The sequence below is a fragment of the Curtobacterium sp. LFS084 genome (assembly GCF_047977705.1).
GTDB lineage: Bacteria > Actinomycetota > Actinomycetes > Actinomycetales > Microbacteriaceae > Curtobacterium.
On sequence record NZ_JBFPFM010000001.1, the window covers coordinates 92,665 to 108,330 of the forward strand.

Genomic DNA, 15,666 nt, shown 5'->3' on the forward strand with positions numbered 1-15,666 from the left:
CGGCGGGGTTCCCGCGCCGCTTCTGCGGTCAGCCGCGGGTGCGCGCCAACCGCCGGTTCAGCGCTCCGTTCAGCAGCGCCACGAGCAGCCCCACCGCGAACACGAGCGTGCCGAAGCAGAGCACCTGCGGCGGCATGCCGGCCTTGGCGGCGCCGTAGACGAACAGCGGGAACGTGACCGAGGGCCCCGCGACGAACGAGGTGATCACGTAGTCGTCGATCGACATCGCGAGCGCGAGGAGTCCTGCGGCGAGCATGCCCGGGGCGAGCAGTGGCAGGGTCACGAGCCGGAACGCCTGGAACGGCGTCGCCCCGAGGTCCCCGGCAGCCTCCTCGAGCGCCCGCGAGGTGCCGGCGATCCGCGCCCGCAGCACCACGACGACGTAGGCGACGTCGAACGCCACGTGCGTGAGCAGGATCGTCAGGAACCCGGTGCCGAGCCCGACCGACAGGAAGAACGACAGGGACGCGGACCCGACGACGATCGAGGGCGCCGCGATGTCCGCGAACACGACGGCGTTGACCGCGCCGCGCCCGGGGAACCGGTAGCGCTCGAGCGCCAGGGCCAGCGGCAGACCGATCGCGACCGAGACGATCGCGGCGAGGAACGCGATGACGACCGAGGTGACGAACGCCTGTCCGAGCCCCGAGACGTTCACGAGGTTCGCGTACCAGTACGTCGTGAACCCGTTCCAGGCGAACGACAGCCGGTTCGTCGGGGCGTCGTTGAACGAGTACACGATCATGTAGACGATCGGCACGAGGGTGATCGCGATGGTCACCCAGTAGACGATCGCCAGCCACGGCCCGCGGCGGTTCACCCCGTGCCGGCGCGGACGGCCGGTGACGGCGCCGGTCGCGGGCGAGGTCGAGGCGGCGGACTGACGGGACGGTGCGACGGCGGTCATACGAGGTCCTCGAGGTCGTCGGTGCCGGAGACGCGGGCGTAGATGAACAGGATGATGCCGAGCACGACCATCAGGACGGTCGAGAGCGCCGCGGCGACGTTGTACTGCTGGTTGCCGGAGTAGGCGTCCTGGATCGCCTGCCCGATCGTGTACGTGTTCGTGCCGCCGAGGAGCGCCGAGTTCACCGGGTCGCCAACGCTGTCGATGAAGACGAGCAGGACCCCGGCGAAGATGCCCGAGCGGGACAGGGGCAGCGTGGTGTGCCAGAACGCCCGGACCTTGCCCGCGTAGAGGTCGTTCGCCGCCTCGCCGAGTCGGGGGTCGATGCGTTCGAGCGCGGCGTAGATCGGCAGCACCATGAACGCCAGGTCGTTGTAGGCGTCACCGAAGACCACCGCGCCGCCGGTGCCGAGGATGTGGAAGTCCTTGCCCGCCAGACCGATCGCCTGCAGCGTCGTGACGACGGGCCCCTGGGACGCGAGGACGAACGCCCACATGTCGGTCCGGATGACGAACGACACGAGGAAGCTCACGAACACGAGCATGAGGAGCGGGTTCTTCCACCGCGGGGACACCCGGAACGCGATGAAGTACGCCACCGGGTACCCGACGATGATGGTGACGACGGTGGCGGCGGCGCCGTACCAGAGCGATCGGCCGAGGAACGTCAGGTACGGCACCTGCGGGTCGATGAACAGCGCGCCGTAGACCCCCCAGTTCCACGTGAACGTGTAGCCGTCGTCCGGGTTGCCCGACATGAGCGAGACGACGAGGCCCGACACGAGCGGGATGACGAAGAACACCGCCAGGTACGCGGCGCCGACGACGGCGAGCAGGAACGGCACCCGCAGGCGGCGACCGTGTCGCACGGGCGCGGATCCCGGTCCGGCCCCGCGACCGGCGGTCCCGGCCGTGCCGACGGCGACCGTGCCCGACGCGCTCACGACTGCACCACCGCGTTGAAGACACCGTTCCACTCCGAGTACTCGTCGTAGTTCTCGAACACCCGGAACTCGTGCGACTTGTCGAGCACCTCGGTGGACGGGAAGACGAGCGGGCTGTCGGCCACCGTGGCGTCTTCCAGCTCGTCCCGGACGTAGCCCTGCGCCTCGGGGACCGGGCAGACGTAGTTGACGTAGTCCTCGACGATGCCGGCGATCTTCGGCGTGTAGTAGAAGTCCATCCACTCCAGGGCCGACACCGGGTTCGCCGCCTGCCGGGGGATCATGAGGTTGTCGTGCCACATCATCTGGCCTTCCTCGGGCGTGACGAACCGCAGGTGCTCGAACCCGGACTGCTGCGCCTGGAACACGTCGCCCGACCACGCCTGGGTGATCCAGGTGTCACCGTTCTCGAGCTTGTTGATGTAGCTCTGGTCGTAGAAGCCGGTCACGCTCGGGCGGAGCTTCCGCAGCCACTCCTGCGCCGTCCGCCAGTCGGCCGGGGTCGACGTCTCGGGGGCGATCCCGTTCGCGAGGAGCCCGAGGGACCCGAGCTCGGTGTTGTCGCTCATGAGTCCGACGCGGCCCCGGAACGCCGGGTCGAGCAGGTCCTGGAAGGACGTGACCTCGCGGTCGATGTACTTCGGGTTGTAGGCGAGGCCGGTGAACCCGGTCTGCCACACGACCGAGTGCTCGTTCCCGGGGTCGTAGGTCGGGTCCTTGACCGAGTCGCCGGCGTACTTCGCGAAGTTCGGCAACCGCGAGTGGTCGAGCTCGCACACGAACCCGTTCTTGATCATCTGGGTCAGCTCGAAGCCGTTCGTCATCACGACGAGGTCGTACCCGGTCGCTCCCTGCGCCCGGAGGATCGGCGACACCGTCGCGTAGAACGTCGCGTTGTCCTGGATCACGGCCTGGTAGTCGACCGTGATCCCGGTGGCCTCCTCGAAGAGCTGGATCGACTCGGACTTGCCGTGGTCGGAGTCGATGTAGAGCGGCCAGTTCGCGAAGTTGAGCTGCTTCGTGGCCGTCGCGTCGGCCCAGAACCGCTTCCAGTCCACGGGGTGTTCGGCGAGCGAGGCGGCGGAGCCCTTGATGCTGCACCCGGCGAGCAGTGCGGCGACCGCGGCGGCCCCGCCGCCGGCGAGGAAGCCGCGCCGGCTGACACGGGCGGACGTCAGTCCGCGCACGAGGTCCGGGCGCGTGCTCACGCGCCCACCCCCGCGGTGGCGGGTGCGGACTGGAGGCGCGGGTCGGCTCCGGCGGTGACGGTCGCGTCGGAGGCGGGGTGCGCCTCCAGGCCGAACCCGTGGTCGACGCCCCACGTGAGCCAGACCTCGGTGCCGGTGGCGATCCGGGGCCCGCCCTTCGAGTTCTGCGCGAAGACCGAGACGCGCCCCGCGCCGGGGACGTCGACGAGGTACTGGGTGCTGACCCCCGAGAACGAGACGTCGACCACACGGCCGGGGCCGAGGATGTTGCGTCCGGCCTCGGGGGTGGGTTCCGCGGTGCGGATCTTGAGCTTCTCGGGCCGGACGCCGACGACCACGCGACCGGTCGTCGCGACGGCGCGGTCCGCCGGGACGGCGATCGAGCCGGACGCGGTGGCGACGACCAGGAGCCCGCCGTCGGTCCCGCGGACCTCGCCCTCGAGCAGGTTCGACTGTCCGAGGAAGTTCGCGACGAACGCCGTGCGGGGCAGCTCGTAGAGGTCCTGCGGGCTCCCCATCTGCTCGATCCGGCCCCCGTTCATGACGGCGACCGTGTCGGCCATCGTCATCGCCTCCTCCTGGTCGTGCGTGACGTGCAGGAAGGTGAGGCCCACCTCGGCCTGGATCGTCTTCAGCTCGAGCTGCATCTGGTGCCGGAGCTTGAGGTCGAGCGCACCGAGCGGCTCGTCGAGCAGCAGGAGCGCCGGACGGTTCACGATCGCGCGGGCCAGTGCGACGCGCTGCTGCATGCCGCCGGACAGCTGCGACGGACGCTTCGACGCCGAGGCGTCGAGCTCGACGAGGTGCAGGGCCTCGCGCGCCTTGGTCATCGGGTCCGGGATCCGCCGGCGCTTCAACCCGAAGGCGACGTTCTCGAGCACGCTCATGTGCGGGAAGAGCGCGTAGTTCTGGAACACCGTGTTGACCGGCCGCTGGTACGGCTTCGTGTCGGTGACGTCCCGCCCACCGATCGTGATCGTGCCGCTCGTGGGCTCCTCGAGCCCGGCGACCAGGCGCAGGGTCGTCGTCTTGCCGCAGCCCGAGGGGCCGAGCAGTGCGAAGAACGAACCGGCCGGGACGGTCAGGTCGAGCGCGTCGACCGCGGTGTGGCCTGGGAAGGACTTGGTGATCCGGTCGAGCCGCAGATCGGCTCCCGATTCGGCGAACGTGCCGGTCATTGCCATGGTGCCTCCTGCTGCTCGGGGTCGGGGGTCGTGTTCAGCCGATGTAGGACATGACGTGCTTGATGCGGGTGTAGTCGTCGAACCCGTACTGGGACAGGTCCTTGCCGTAGCCGGAGTGCTTGAAGCCGCCGTGCGGCATCTCGGCGACGATCGGGATGTGCGTGTTGATCCACACGCACCCGAAGTCGAGGTCACGGGCGAAGCGCATCGCCCGCGCGTGGTCGGTCGTCCACACCGAGCTCGCGAGCCCGTACTCGACCCCGTTCGCCCAGGTGAGCGCCTGCTCGTCGGTCGAGAAGCGCTGCACCGTCTGCACCGGACCGAAGATCTCCTGCTGCACGGCCCGGTCGTCCTGCCGGAGTCCGGAGACGATCGTCGCCTCGTGGAAGTAGCCGGTGTCGCCCAGCCGGCTGCCGCCGAGCTCGATCGTCGCGTGGTCGGGGAGCGTGTCGACGAACGACCGGACCTGGGCGAGCTGGTTCGCGTTGTTCACCGGGCCGAAGGAACCGGACGGCCCCGTCTGCGCGTGGGTCCGCGCCCGTTCGGCCAGCGCCGCGACGAACTCGTCGTGGATGCCGTCCTGCACGAGCAACCGCGTCGCGGCGGTGCAGTCCTGCCCGGCGTTGAAGAACCCGGCGGCGACGATGCCGGCGACGGCGGACGGGATGTCGGCGTCGTCGAAGACGATCACCGGTGCCTTGCCGCCGAGCTCGAGGTGCGTGCGCTTGAGGTCGCCGGCGGCGGCGCGGGCGACCTCCATGCCGGCGCGGACGGAGCCGGTGATGGAGACGAGCTGCGGCGTGGGGTGGTCGATCATCGCGGCGCCGGTGGTGCGGTCCCCGACGACGACGTTGAGGACACCGGGCGGCAGGAACTCGGCGGCGACCTCGGCGAGGAGCAGGGTGGACAGCGGCGTCGTGTCGCTCGGCTTGAGCACGGTGGTGCAGCCCGCGGCGAGCGCCGGTGCGACCTTCCACACCGCCATGTTGAGCGGGTAGTTCCACGGGGTGACCTGGGCGACGACACCGACGGGCTCGCGCCGGACGAACGACGTGTGGTCGGCCAGGTACTCGCCGGCGCTCCGCCCCTCGAGGTTCCGGGCCGCGCCGGCGAAGAACCGGATCTGGTCGACGGACAGCAGGATCTCGTCCTCGACGAGGGTGGCGCGGGGCTTGCCGGTGTCGAGCGACTCGAGGTCGGCGAACTCCTCGGCACGCTGCTCCATCGCGTCGGCGATGCGGAACAGGGCGAGCTGCCGTTCCCCGGGGGTCGTGCGGCGCCAGGAGTCGAACGCCGTGCTCGCCGCCGTGAACGCGGCGTCGACGTCCGCGGCGCCGGACACCGGGGACGTGCCGTAGGACCGCTCGTTCGTCGGGTCGATCAGCTCGAACGTCGTCTCGGCCCGGACCGGGGTGGACGCACCCCCGATGAAGTTCCGGACCTCGGCCGTCCTCGTGGTCTCCAGCATGGCGGCGATACTGGCACGGAACGGGGCCGTTCGGAAGAAGATTCCGCAGGTTGTGGTGAACCGTAACAACGGAAATCGTCGCGAAACATCGTGTTCACAACGAAATCCCTTGCGCGGTGGAGTGGCCGCTGCCATGCTGTCCGGCATGGCGGCAGCACCACGACGTCCGGGACCGATCGACGACACCTCGAAACGGATCATCGAACAACTCCAGGCGGACGGGCGCCGTCCGTACGGCGAGATCGGCAAGGCGGTCGGTCTCAGCGAGGCGGCGGTCCGGCAGCGTGTGCAGAAGCTCACCGAGACCGGCGTCATGCAGATCGTCGCGGTCACGGACCCCATGCAACTGGGCTTCCACCGCCAGGCGATGATCGGCATCCGTGTCAGCGGCGACACCCGAACCGTCGCCGATGCACTCGAACGGCTCCCGGCGGTCGACTACCTCGTCATGACCGCCGGGAGCTTCGACCTCATGGTCGAGGTCGTCTGCGAGGACGACGACGACCTGATCGAGCTCCTGAACGGCACGATCCGGGCGATCCCCGGTGTCGCCGGCACCGAGACCTTCGTCTACCTGCAACTCCGCAAACAGCTCTACGACTGGGGAACGCGATGACCATCTCCGAACCACGTGCCCGACTGGGCTCCTACGACCCGTTCGCCCCGGTGGACGACGCCGCGCTGCAGCAGAAGTCGCGCGACCACCTCTGGATGCACTTCGCCCGACACGGCGCGAACCAGGCCGGCGCCGACGTGCCGATCATGGTCCGCGGCGAGGGGCACCACGTCTACGACAGCCACGGCAAGGAGTACATCGACGGGCTGTCCGGCCTGTTCGTCGTCGCCGCCGGGCACGGTCGGAAGCGCCTGGCGGAGATGGCCGCCAAGCAGGCCGAGACGCTGTCGTTCTTCCCGATCTGGTCGTACGCGCACCCCGCGGCGATCGAGCTCGCCGACCGCCTGGCCGACCACGCTCCCGGCGACCTCAACAAGGTGTTCTTCTCGACCGGCGGCGGCGAGGCCGTCGAGACCGCGTTCAAGCTCGCGAAGTACTACTGGAAGCTCCGCGGCAAGCCGATGAAGCACAAGGTGATCTCCCGAGCGGTGGCGTACCACGGCACCCCGCAGGGCGCCCTCGCGATCACCGGCATCCCGGCGATGAAGCAGATGTTCGAACCCCTGGCACCCGGCGGCTTCCGCGTGCCGAACACGAACTACTACCGCGCCGCCGAGATGGGCTTCGCCGGCGAGAGCGAGGAGGAGTTCGGCTTCTGGGCGGCCGAGCGCATCCGCGAGATGATCGAGTTCGAGGGCCCCGACACCGTCGCCGCGGTCTTCCTCGAGCCGGTCCAGAACTCCGGTGGTTGCTTCACCCCGCCGCCCGGGTACTTCCAGCGGGTCCGCGAGATCTGCGACGAGTACGACGTGCTGCTCGTCTCCGACGAGGTCATCTGCGCGTTCGGCCGGATCGGCACCATGTTCGCGTGTGACACCTACGGCTTCGTCCCGGACATGATCACGTGCGCGAAGGCGATGACCTCGGGGTACTCCCCCATCGGCGCGACGATCATCAGCGACAAGCTCTTCGAGCCGTTCGCCTCGGGTGACACGACCTTCTACCACGGCTACACGTTCGGCGGGCACCCCGTCTCGGCCGCCGTCGCGATGGAGAACCTCGACATCTTCGAGGAGGAGGGACTGCTCCAGAACGTGCAGCAGAACGCCCCGCTCTTCAAGGCCGAGCTCGACACGCTGCGAGACCTGCCCATCGTCGGGGACGTCCGCGGTGACGGGTACTTCTACGGCATCGAGCTCGTGAAGGACAAGGCCACCAAGACGACGTTCGACGACGCCGAGTCCGAGCGCCTGCTGCGCGGGTTCCTGTCGAAGGCGCTCTTCGACGCGGGGCTGTACTGCCGCGCCGACGACCGCGGCGACCCCGTCGTGCAGCTCGCACCGCCGCTGACCATCGGCCAGCCGGAGTTCCGCGAGATGACGTCGATCCTGCGGAGCGTCCTGTCCGAGGCCTGGACGAAGATCTGACCGTGACCGGCTACCGGGGCGTCTCGTTCTGGCTCGACGCGCTCGTCACGAGCGGCCGCGACGACCTGACGCCCCGGCTGCCGCTCGACGGCGACACCACCGCGGACGTCTGCATCGTCGGCGGTGGACTGACGGGTCTCTGGACCGCGTGGTACCTGCACCAGGCCGACCCGCGCCTCCAGATCGTCGTCGTGGAACGGGAGATCGCCGGGTTCGGTGCGTCCGGCCGCAACGGCGGCTGGTGCTCGGCGCTGTTCCCGCGATCCGCCGACGCGATCGCACGCGAGCACGGCCGCGACGCGGCGTTCGCCCTGCGTCGGGCGATGCGCGACACCGTCGACGAGGTCGGACGCGCAGCGGCCGAGGCCGAGATCGACTGCGACTACGTCAAGGGCGGCACCGTCCTCTACGCGCGATCCGCCGTGCAGGAGCGCGCGGCCCGCGACGAGGTCGCCTCATCGGCCGCGTGGGGCGACGACATGACGTACCGCGACGCACGCCCCGGCGACGCGGCCGGATCGGCCGGCGTCGCGTGGACCCCGGACTGCGCGCGGGTGCAGCCCGCAGCGCTCGTGCGTGGCCTGGCAGCCGCACTGGAGGCGCGGGGCGTCCGGATCGCGGAGCACACGCCCGCCTCGTCCTGGGACCGGGGCCGCGTGGTCACCTCGCGCGGGACCGTGACGGCGGGCGCCGTCGTGATCGCCGTCGAGGGCTACGGCGCGCAGCTCGCCCAGACGAAGCGGCGGATCCTGCCGCTGTACTCGCTCATGATCGCGACGGCGCCGCTGCCCGCGGCGGTGTGGGACCGTGTCGGGCTCGAGCACGGCCAGACCTTCTCGGACCACCGCCACCTGCTCGTCTACGGGCAGCGGACCGCCGACGATCGCCTGGCGTTCGGCGGCCGCGGCGCCCGCTACCACTGGGGATCGTCCATCACCCCCGGGTACGACCGGGTCCCGCGGGTGTTCGAGCATCTGCGGCGGTCCCTGGTGGAGCTGTTCCCCGCCGTCCGGGACGCACCCGTCACGCACACGTGGGGCGGACCGCTCGGCGTCCCCCGCGACTGGTGCGCGTCCGTGACCTGGGACGGCCACGTCGGCACCGCCGGCGGCTACGTCGGCGACGGCCTGTCGACGACGAACCTGGCCGGTCGGACGCTCGCCGACCTGGTGCTCGGCGTCGACTCGTCGCTGACCGCGCTGCCGTGGGTGAACCACCGCTCGCCCGACTGGGAACCCGAGCCGCTCCGGTTCCTCGGCGCGAACGCCGGACTCGTGGCGACCGACCTCGCCGACCGCGAGGAAGCACTGACCGGCCGGCCGAGCCTCGCGGCGCGGCTGATGGCGCCCCTGACCGGAGGACACTGATGGACGCTGACGTGATCGTCGTCGGGGCCGGGGTCTCCGGGCTCGCCGCCGCCCGGGCACTCGCGCAGGGCGGGCGCCGCGTCGTCGTGCTCGAAGCGCGCGACCGCGTAGGCGGCCGCACCTGGACGGACGACGCCCTCGGCGTGCCGGTCGACCTCGGCGCGTCCTGGATCCACGGCGTCGAGGGCAACCCGCTCTGGGCGCTGGCACCGGCGTTCGGGATCGGGACCGTCGAGTTCACGGTCGGCAGCTTCCAGTTCGACGGCCGCCCGATCGGATGGCACGCCCCGTCCGGCCGGCGGCTGACGGACGCCGAGGCCGCGGCGTTCGTCGCCGACCTGCACGCCCTCGACGCCGCCCTGCCGGCCGTGGTCGAGCACGCGCCGCCACCGTCCACCTACGCCGTCGCGGTGAACGCGGTGCTGCGCGACCTGCGGATCGAGGGCGACCGGGCGGCTCGGGTCCGCGAGTACACGGCACACCGGTCCGAGGACCTCTGCGGTGCGCCGGTCACGGTCCTCGACGCGCACGGGCTCGACGAGGAACACGTCCCCGGCGACGAGGTCGTGTTCCCGGCCGGGTACGCCCAGTACGCGCACGCCCTCGCCGACGGGCTCGACGTCCGGCGTTCGTCGGTCGTCATGGCCGTCCGGCAGTCCGCCGACGGCACCGTCGTCGAACTCGCCGACGGCACGACCCTGTCCGCCGCGCACGTCGTGGTCACCGCGCCGCTCGGCGTGCTGCAGGCCGGGGCGATCACCTTCGAGCCGCCACTCGACCCCGCCGTCCTCGACGCGATGGGCCGGCTCGGCATGGGCGTCTACGACAAGGTGTTCCTGCGCTTCCCCGAGCGGTTCTGGGGCGACGACTGGGTCGTGCGGCAGCAGGGCCCGGCGGGGGTGGACTGGCACTCCTGGTACGACATGTCCCGGGTGAGCGGGCAACCCGTGCTCGCAGCACTCGTCGGCGGGGCAGGTGCTCGGCGGATCGAGTCGCTGCCGGACGCCCTGGTCGTCGACGAGGCAGTCGAGGCGCTCCGTCGGATGTTCGGGGCCGCGGTACCGGAACCGGACGCCGTGCGGATCACCCGGTGGGCGGCGGACCCCTTCGCGCGCGGGTCGTACTCGTACCTGCACGTCGGGGCGTCCCCGGACGACCACGACCTGCTCGGGACGCCGTCCGGGCGGGTGCAGCTCGCCGGCGAGGCCACGTGGGGCGACGACCCCGCGACCGTGCACGGCGCACTGCTGTCCGGCCTGCGGGCGGCGGGGAACCTGCTCGGGCACGAGGTGACGCCCGCGTCGTTGGCGGAGCCGCTGCCCGGCTGATCCGGAACCGCGGTCAGTCGAAGGCCGGGGTGGCCACCCGGCACCGGACCACGCCACCCGGTCGGACGGACGTCTCGCGCGCGATCTCTCGCTTCCCGTCGAGCAGGATCCGGCACGTCGCCGTCGCGCCCGCGCCCGGGGTGGCCCGCACGGACGCGCGCTGCTCGGCGAGGACGATCGTGTCGTGCGACCAGCGCGACCCGTCGCCGTCTCCGGCACCGGTCTCCTCGGAGCCGAGCCGGTGCACCTCCGGCACGTCGCCGCGGCGCTCGGCGCCTTCGACGCGCACGTCGGAGAGCTCGGCTCCGCTCGGCCGGTCGACACTGACCTCGTAGGTCACGGCCCAGGCGTCGCCGGTCTGCCGCTGCACGACGCTGCAGCCGGTGGCGAGGACGGCGACGGACCCGGCCACGGCGGCGGCGGCGAGGAGACGGACGACGGGACGTTGCTGTTCGGACATGGCAACAGCCTGCGCAGCCGGGTCCCGGCGGTCGTCCCCCGCTGGGTGCGACGTCGTGCGACGACCGGTCGATCCCGGGTCCGTCGAGCGGTTGACATCCGCTCCGGGCGCCCGGACGGTCGGTACCGTCGAACGCATGGGAAGCGTGCTGCCGGGTGTGATCGCCTTCGTCGTCGGGATCGTCCTCGCCGTGGCGGCCCTCGTGCCGTGGACGGCGTGGGAGTACCGCCGTCACGGGCAGCTCGGCTTCCGACGCTCGCTCGTCGCGTTCGGCACGCTCGTCTACGCCCTCGCCCTCGTGACCTACACGCTGCTCCCGCTGCCCGACGACGTCGCCACGATGTGCCGGAACGCGGCCTCGCCGCAGCTGACACCGTTCGCGTTCCTCGGGGACGTCGCGAAGGAGGGCGGGATCTCCGGACCCCGCTCGTTCCTGTCCAACCCGGCGTCCGCGCAGGTGTTGTTCAACGTGCTGCTGTTCGTGCCCCTCGGCGCACTCGCCCGTCACGCCGTCGCCCGGACACGGGTGTCCACCGGTCTGCTCGTCGGCCTCGGTGCCGGGTTCGTGGTCTCCCTGCTCATCGAGACGACCCAGCTCACCGGCGACTGGTTCCTGTACCCGTGCGCGTACCGCCTGTTCGACGTCGACGACCTGCTCGCGAACACGACCGGCGCCGTCCTCGGCACCCTCCTCGCGCCGCTCGTCGGACTGCTGGCCGGCTCCGGCCGCACCACCGACGCCGAGGCGCCCCGGCCGGTGACCGCCGCACGCCGGTTCTCGGGCATGCTCGCGGACGTCCTGGCGATCTGGCTGCTGTCCGGCACGCTCAGCGTCGGGACGGCCCTGGCGTGGGCGCTCACCGGACGCGACGATCAGGACCCGGTGCTCGGCACGCTCGTCACCGTCGGTGCCCTGGTGGCCCCCGCGCTGCAGCTCGCGATCGTGCTCGCGACGGGTCGGACCCTCGGCGAGCACGTCGTGCGTCTCCGACCGACACCCACACCGGGGGCCGGGAGGCGCGTGGTGCGCTGGGCGCTCGGCTCCGGCGGGTGGGCGGCCCTGCTCGCCGTCGACGTCCCGTTCTCCGGGTTCCTCGCGTTCGTGCTCGCCGTCACGTCGGTCGTCGCGGTCTGGGCGACCCGCGGTCGGCGCGGGTTCGCGCTCGCGGTGGTCCGGGCGGACGTCGAGGACGACCGGGTGCCGGCACGCGGTCCGGTCGCCGTGCACGCCGACTGAGCAGGTCCACACCGCGTTCTCCGCGGCTGCGGTCCTCAGCGGTGCCACACTGGCGACCGTGAGCACGACGACGCGGACGACACCCGAGCACGAGCACCGCGCACCGGTCGCCGTCGCCGTGCTGGTGAACCTCGCGCTCAGCCTGTTCCTGCCGGACGAGGTGCTGTTCTTCCCGTCCTGGGTCGTCCCGCTCCTCGGGGTCCTGCTCCTCACCCCGCTCATCGTGTTCAACCCGCGGCGGCTCAGCCGCGAGACCACGTGGTCGCGATGGCTGTCCACCGGTCTCGCGGTCCTGCTGACCGTCGCGAACCAGCTGACGGTCGTGCGGACCCTCGACGAACTGCTGCACGGGCATCCCGACGGCGGCGCGGTGCTGCTCACGGCGCTGCAGGTCTGGGTGAGCAGCATCATCGCGTTCGGGCTCGTGTACTGGGAGCTCGACCGCGGTGGCCCCGTGGCCCGACGGCGGCCGGACCTGTGGACGAGGGACCGCGCCGACTTCCAGTTCCCGCAGGAGACCGATCCGACGTCCGCCGGCTGGCGACCGGTGTACCTCGACTACCTCTACGTCGCGCTGACGAACATGATGGCGTTCAGCCCGACGGACACCATGCCGCTGACGGTCCGGGCGAAGATGATCATGGCCTACCAGTCGATCGGCGGGTTCATCCTGCTCGCGCTCGTCATCTCGCGCGCCGTCAACATCATCAGCTGACCGCACTCCCGACGAGCATTTCCGACACGTCCCAGAGGCGAGCGGCGTCGTCATCGCGGAGCAGGGGTGCCCACGGCGTGCGTCGGCCCGCCGGTCCGCCGAGCTGCCCGAGTCCGGTCGGACCGACGAACCCGCCGTCGAGGTCCGCGTCGGTCGCCGCGAGCAGGGCCGGCTCCGCCGCCGATGCCGGTGTCCCGACGAGGAGCCCGCGCGCCGACAGCCACCGGATCAGCCGGACGGCCACGGTGTCACCAGAGCGCCCGATCTCCGGGCGCGCGGCGAGCAGGCTCGTCGGTGCGACGCCAGGGTGGCTGACCGCACTCGTGATCCCCCACCCACCGGCCCGGCTCCTCCGACCGAGCTCGAGGGCGAACAGCGCGCACGCGAGCTTCGACTGCCCGTACGCCCGCGCGACGTCGTAGTCCCGCTCGGACTGCAGGTCGTCCCACCGGATCGAGGCCCGCTGCGCCGCCACGCTCGACTGCATCACGACGCGGCCGTTCGCGGCACGGAGCAGGGGGAGCAGGCCGCCGACGAGCGCGACGTGCCCGAGGTGATTGGTGCCGAACTGCAGCTCGAAGCCGTCCCGGGTGGTCTGCCGCTCCGGTGGGTTCATCACGCCGGCGTTCCCCACGACGACGTCGATCGGGGTGCCGTCGGACCGCAGCCGCTCCCCGATCGTCGCGACCGACTCGAGCGAGGACAGGTCGAGGTCCTCGAGCACCACCGTGGCTCCCGGGTGCCGCGCGGTGATCCGGTCGACGGCGGCCGAGCCCTTCTCGCGGTTCCGCACCGGGACGACGACCTCGGCACCCGCGCCGGCGAAGCGCGCGGCGATCTCGAGTCCGATGCCGTCGCTCGCTCCGGTCACGAGGACCCGGCGTCCGCCGAGGTCCGGGAGGGTCAGTCGTTCGTTCCGTGCCATGGTCCGCCTCTTCCGTCGTCGTGAGCACCCGATCCGGCACCCGAGACGATCGTTGCCGCGTCCTCCACACGCAACCACGGCCTGACGATCCGTGGCTGCGGTCGACGCCCCGGGAGAGGATGGGCGCATGATCGACCGAGCGTCCCTCGCGGACTTCCTCCGGAGCCGTCGGACGGCCCTGCAGCCCGAGGACGTCGGCCTTCCCCGGGGACAGCGCCGTCGCACGAGCGGGCTGCGGCGCGAGGAGGCGGCGCTGCTGAGCAACATGTCCGTCGACTACTACGCGCGGCTGGAACGGGAGCGCGGTCCGCAGCCCTCCGACCAGATGCTTGCGTCGATCGCGCAGGGCCTGCGCCTCACGATAGCGGAGCGCGACCACCTCTTCCGCCTCGCCGGCCACGAACCACCGACGGCCGCGTCCGGCGGCGACCACGTCAGTCCCGGCATGATGCGCATCTTCGACCGGCTCGCCGACAGTCCGGCCGAGATCGTCACCGAGCTGGGCGAGACGCTGCAGCAGACGTCCCTCGCCGCCGAACTCACCGGCGACGCCAGCGGCCGACGGGGCGACGACCGGAGCATCGGGTACCGGTGGTTCGCCGACCCGGCGTCCCGCGACGTCCACCCGGTCGAGGACCACCCCTTCCTGTCCCGGATGTACGCCTCGGGTCTCCGCACCGTCATCGCTCGCCGCGGTCCCTCGTCCCGTGCAGCGCAGCTCGCGGAACGGCTGCTCGACATCAGCGAGGAGTTCCGCGAGGTCTGGGCGCGCCACGAGGTCGGCATCCGCCCACGTGACGTGAAGGCCTACCGCCACCCGGAGGTCGGGCTGCTCACCCTGCAGTGCCAGGTCCTGCAGGACCCGGACAGCTCGCAGAACCTGCTCGTGTACACCGCCGAACCCGGCAGCGAGACCGCCGAGCGACTCCGGTTGCTCGCCGTCGTCAGCTCGGCGGTCGGGCACCCCTGACCGTTCGGTCCGTCAGGCGCCGTGGGCCTCCTCGGCCACCGGCTGCCACTCGCGCCAGGTCGCCAGACGCGACTCGTAGTCCCGCTCCGCGATGCCGAGCGGCGCCTTGCCGAAGAAGACCCGCAGCGGCGGCTCCTCGGCGTCGACGACCTTCAGGATCGCGGACCGCGTGGCCTCGGGCTTCCCGGGGTCCGCGGCGGACGGGCGCTTCGACGCTGCCTCCCGGACGTCGGCGTACGCCGCGATCTCCTCGCTGTGCTTCGACGACGGGCCGGACCAGTCGGTCGAGAACCCACCGGGCTCGACGAGGGTCACGTGGATGCCGAAGCCCGCGACCTCCTGCGACAGCGACTGCGACAGGCCCTCGAGCGCCCACTTCGACGCGTGGTACGCCCCGACCGTCGGGAACGCACTGATCCCGCCGATGCTCGACACCTGGATGATGTGTCCGGACCCCTGCTCGCGCATGATCGGCAGCGCCGCCTGGGTGACCCAGAGCGCGCCGAACAGGTTCGTCTCGAGCTGCGCGCGCACCTCGTCCTCGGTGAGCTCCTCGACCATGCCGAAGTGGCCGTAGCCGGCGTTGTTGACGACGACGTCGAGGGAACCGAAGTGGTCGGCGGCGCGCTGGACCGCGGCGACGTCCGCCTCGCGGTCGGTCACGTCGAGCTGCACGGCCAGGAAGGTGTCCGGGTACTGGTCGACGAGCGCCTGCACGTCCTCGAGGTTGCGGGCCGTCCCGGCGACGGAGTCCCCGCGCTCGAGTGCCGCTTCTGTCCACTCGCGGCCGAAGCCCTTGGACGCGCCGGTGATGAACCAGGTCGTGCTCATGTGTCCTCCTGTTGTCTGACCGGCCCAGCCAACGCCGGGAGTTCTGGAGCCACCTCGACACCCGGGGGACGCGCGCGCC

The 15,666-nt window shown here is 71.5% G+C and carries 15 protein-coding genes; 7 read left to right on the forward strand and 8 right to left on the reverse strand.

Going from position 1 to position 15,666, the window contains the following annotated elements; genetic code table 11:
- Positions 1 to 28: 28 nt before the first annotated feature.
- The 5 genes from ACNQOV_RS00460 to ACNQOV_RS00480 form a co-directional block, all read right to left on the reverse strand.
- Complete coding sequence (locus tag ACNQOV_RS00460) at positions 29 to 907, reverse strand: ABC transporter permease (protein ID WP_416392919.1); 879 nt, start codon at positions 905 to 907, stop codon at positions 29 to 31.
- Complete coding sequence (locus ACNQOV_RS00465) at positions 904 to 1,776, reverse strand: ABC transporter permease (protein ID WP_416392920.1); 873 nt, start codon at positions 1,774 to 1,776, stop codon at positions 904 to 906. Before ACNQOV_RS00465 ends, ACNQOV_RS00460 begins: the two co-directional genes overlap by 4 nt.
- 71 nt (positions 1,777 to 1,847) lie before the next feature.
- Positions 1,848 to 3,059, reverse strand: a complete 1,212-nt coding sequence (locus ACNQOV_RS00470; RefSeq protein ID WP_416392921.1) for an ABC transporter substrate-binding protein — start codon at positions 3,057 to 3,059, stop codon at positions 1,848 to 1,850.
- Positions 3,056 to 4,243 carry an ABC transporter ATP-binding protein gene (locus tag ACNQOV_RS00475; protein ID WP_402265953.1) on the reverse strand — a complete coding sequence of 396 codons (1,188 nt, stop codon included), beginning with the start codon at positions 4,241 to 4,243 and terminating at the stop codon, positions 3,056 to 3,058. The genes ACNQOV_RS00470 and ACNQOV_RS00475 overlap by 4 nt, the downstream gene beginning before the upstream one ends.
- Positions 4,244 to 4,277: 34 nt before the next feature.
- Positions 4,278 to 5,711: an aminobutyraldehyde dehydrogenase gene (locus tag ACNQOV_RS00480; RefSeq protein WP_416392922.1), complete on the reverse strand. Its 1,434-nt coding sequence runs from the start codon at positions 5,709 to 5,711 to the stop codon at positions 4,278 to 4,280.
- Between the two features lie 133 nt (positions 5,712 to 5,844).
- On the opposite strand from ACNQOV_RS00480, the gene ACNQOV_RS00485 reads away from it, so the two are divergent.
- The 4 genes from ACNQOV_RS00485 to ACNQOV_RS00500 are packed head-to-tail and all read left to right on the forward strand — an operon-like array spanning position 5,845 to position 10,449.
- Positions 5,845 to 6,327 carry an Lrp/AsnC family transcriptional regulator gene (locus ACNQOV_RS00485; RefSeq protein ID WP_416393038.1) on the forward strand — a complete coding sequence of 161 codons (483 nt, stop codon included), beginning with the start codon at positions 5,845 to 5,847 and terminating at the stop codon, positions 6,325 to 6,327.
- Positions 6,324 to 7,754, forward strand: coding sequence for an aspartate aminotransferase family protein (locus tag ACNQOV_RS00490; protein ID WP_416392923.1), 1,431 nt, complete (start codon positions 6,324 to 6,326; stop codon positions 7,752 to 7,754). Before ACNQOV_RS00485 ends, ACNQOV_RS00490 begins: the two co-directional genes overlap by 4 nt.
- Positions 7,755 to 7,756: 2 nt before the next feature.
- Entirely contained in the window at positions 7,757 to 9,121 is a 1,365-nt protein-coding gene (locus ACNQOV_RS00495) for an NAD(P)/FAD-dependent oxidoreductase (protein WP_416392924.1), read from the forward strand.
- The gene (locus ACNQOV_RS00500; protein ID WP_416392925.1) at positions 9,121 to 10,449 is read left to right on the forward strand and encodes a flavin monoamine oxidase family protein; all 1,329 of its coding nucleotides are present in this window, start codon (positions 9,121 to 9,123) and stop codon (positions 10,447 to 10,449) included. The genes ACNQOV_RS00495 and ACNQOV_RS00500 overlap by 1 nt, the downstream gene beginning before the upstream one ends.
- A 13-nt stretch (positions 10,450 to 10,462) precedes the next feature.
- Here the strand turns inward: ACNQOV_RS00500 and ACNQOV_RS00505 are convergent, their stop codons facing one another.
- A complete protein-coding gene (locus ACNQOV_RS00505; RefSeq protein ID WP_402265965.1) occupies positions 10,463 to 10,909 on the reverse strand; it encodes a hypothetical protein in 447 nt (148 codons plus the stop codon).
- 136 nt (positions 10,910 to 11,045) lie between these two features.
- Here ACNQOV_RS00505 and ACNQOV_RS00510 point away from each other — a divergent pair, with 136 nt between their 5' ends.
- Positions 11,046 to 12,146, forward strand: coding sequence for a VanZ family protein (locus ACNQOV_RS00510; protein WP_022908440.1), 1,101 nt, complete (start codon positions 11,046 to 11,048; stop codon positions 12,144 to 12,146).
- A 58-nt stretch (positions 12,147 to 12,204) separates the two neighbouring features.
- Positions 12,205 to 12,861 (forward strand): DUF1345 domain-containing protein, encoded by a 657-nt coding sequence (locus ACNQOV_RS00515; RefSeq protein WP_031263233.1) that lies wholly within the window; start codon positions 12,205 to 12,207, stop codon positions 12,859 to 12,861.
- Here the strand turns inward: ACNQOV_RS00515 and ACNQOV_RS00520 are convergent.
- On the reverse strand, positions 12,854 to 13,786 hold the full coding sequence (locus tag ACNQOV_RS00520) for an SDR family oxidoreductase (RefSeq protein WP_416392926.1): 933 nt from the start codon (positions 13,784 to 13,786) through the stop codon (positions 12,854 to 12,856). The genes ACNQOV_RS00515 and ACNQOV_RS00520 overlap by 8 nt on opposite strands.
- A 127-nt stretch (positions 13,787 to 13,913) precedes the next feature.
- Between ACNQOV_RS00520 and ACNQOV_RS00525 the strand changes: the two genes are divergently transcribed.
- Positions 13,914 to 14,756 (forward strand): helix-turn-helix transcriptional regulator, encoded by an 843-nt coding sequence (locus ACNQOV_RS00525; RefSeq protein WP_416392927.1) that lies wholly within the window; start codon positions 13,914 to 13,916, stop codon positions 14,754 to 14,756.
- A gap of 12 nt (positions 14,757 to 14,768) precedes the next feature.
- On the opposite strand, the gene ACNQOV_RS00530 is transcribed toward ACNQOV_RS00525, so the two are convergent.
- Entirely contained in the window at positions 14,769 to 15,587 is an 819-nt protein-coding gene (locus ACNQOV_RS00530; protein WP_416392928.1) for an SDR family oxidoreductase, read from the reverse strand.
- Positions 15,588 to 15,666 lie beyond the last annotated feature (79 nt).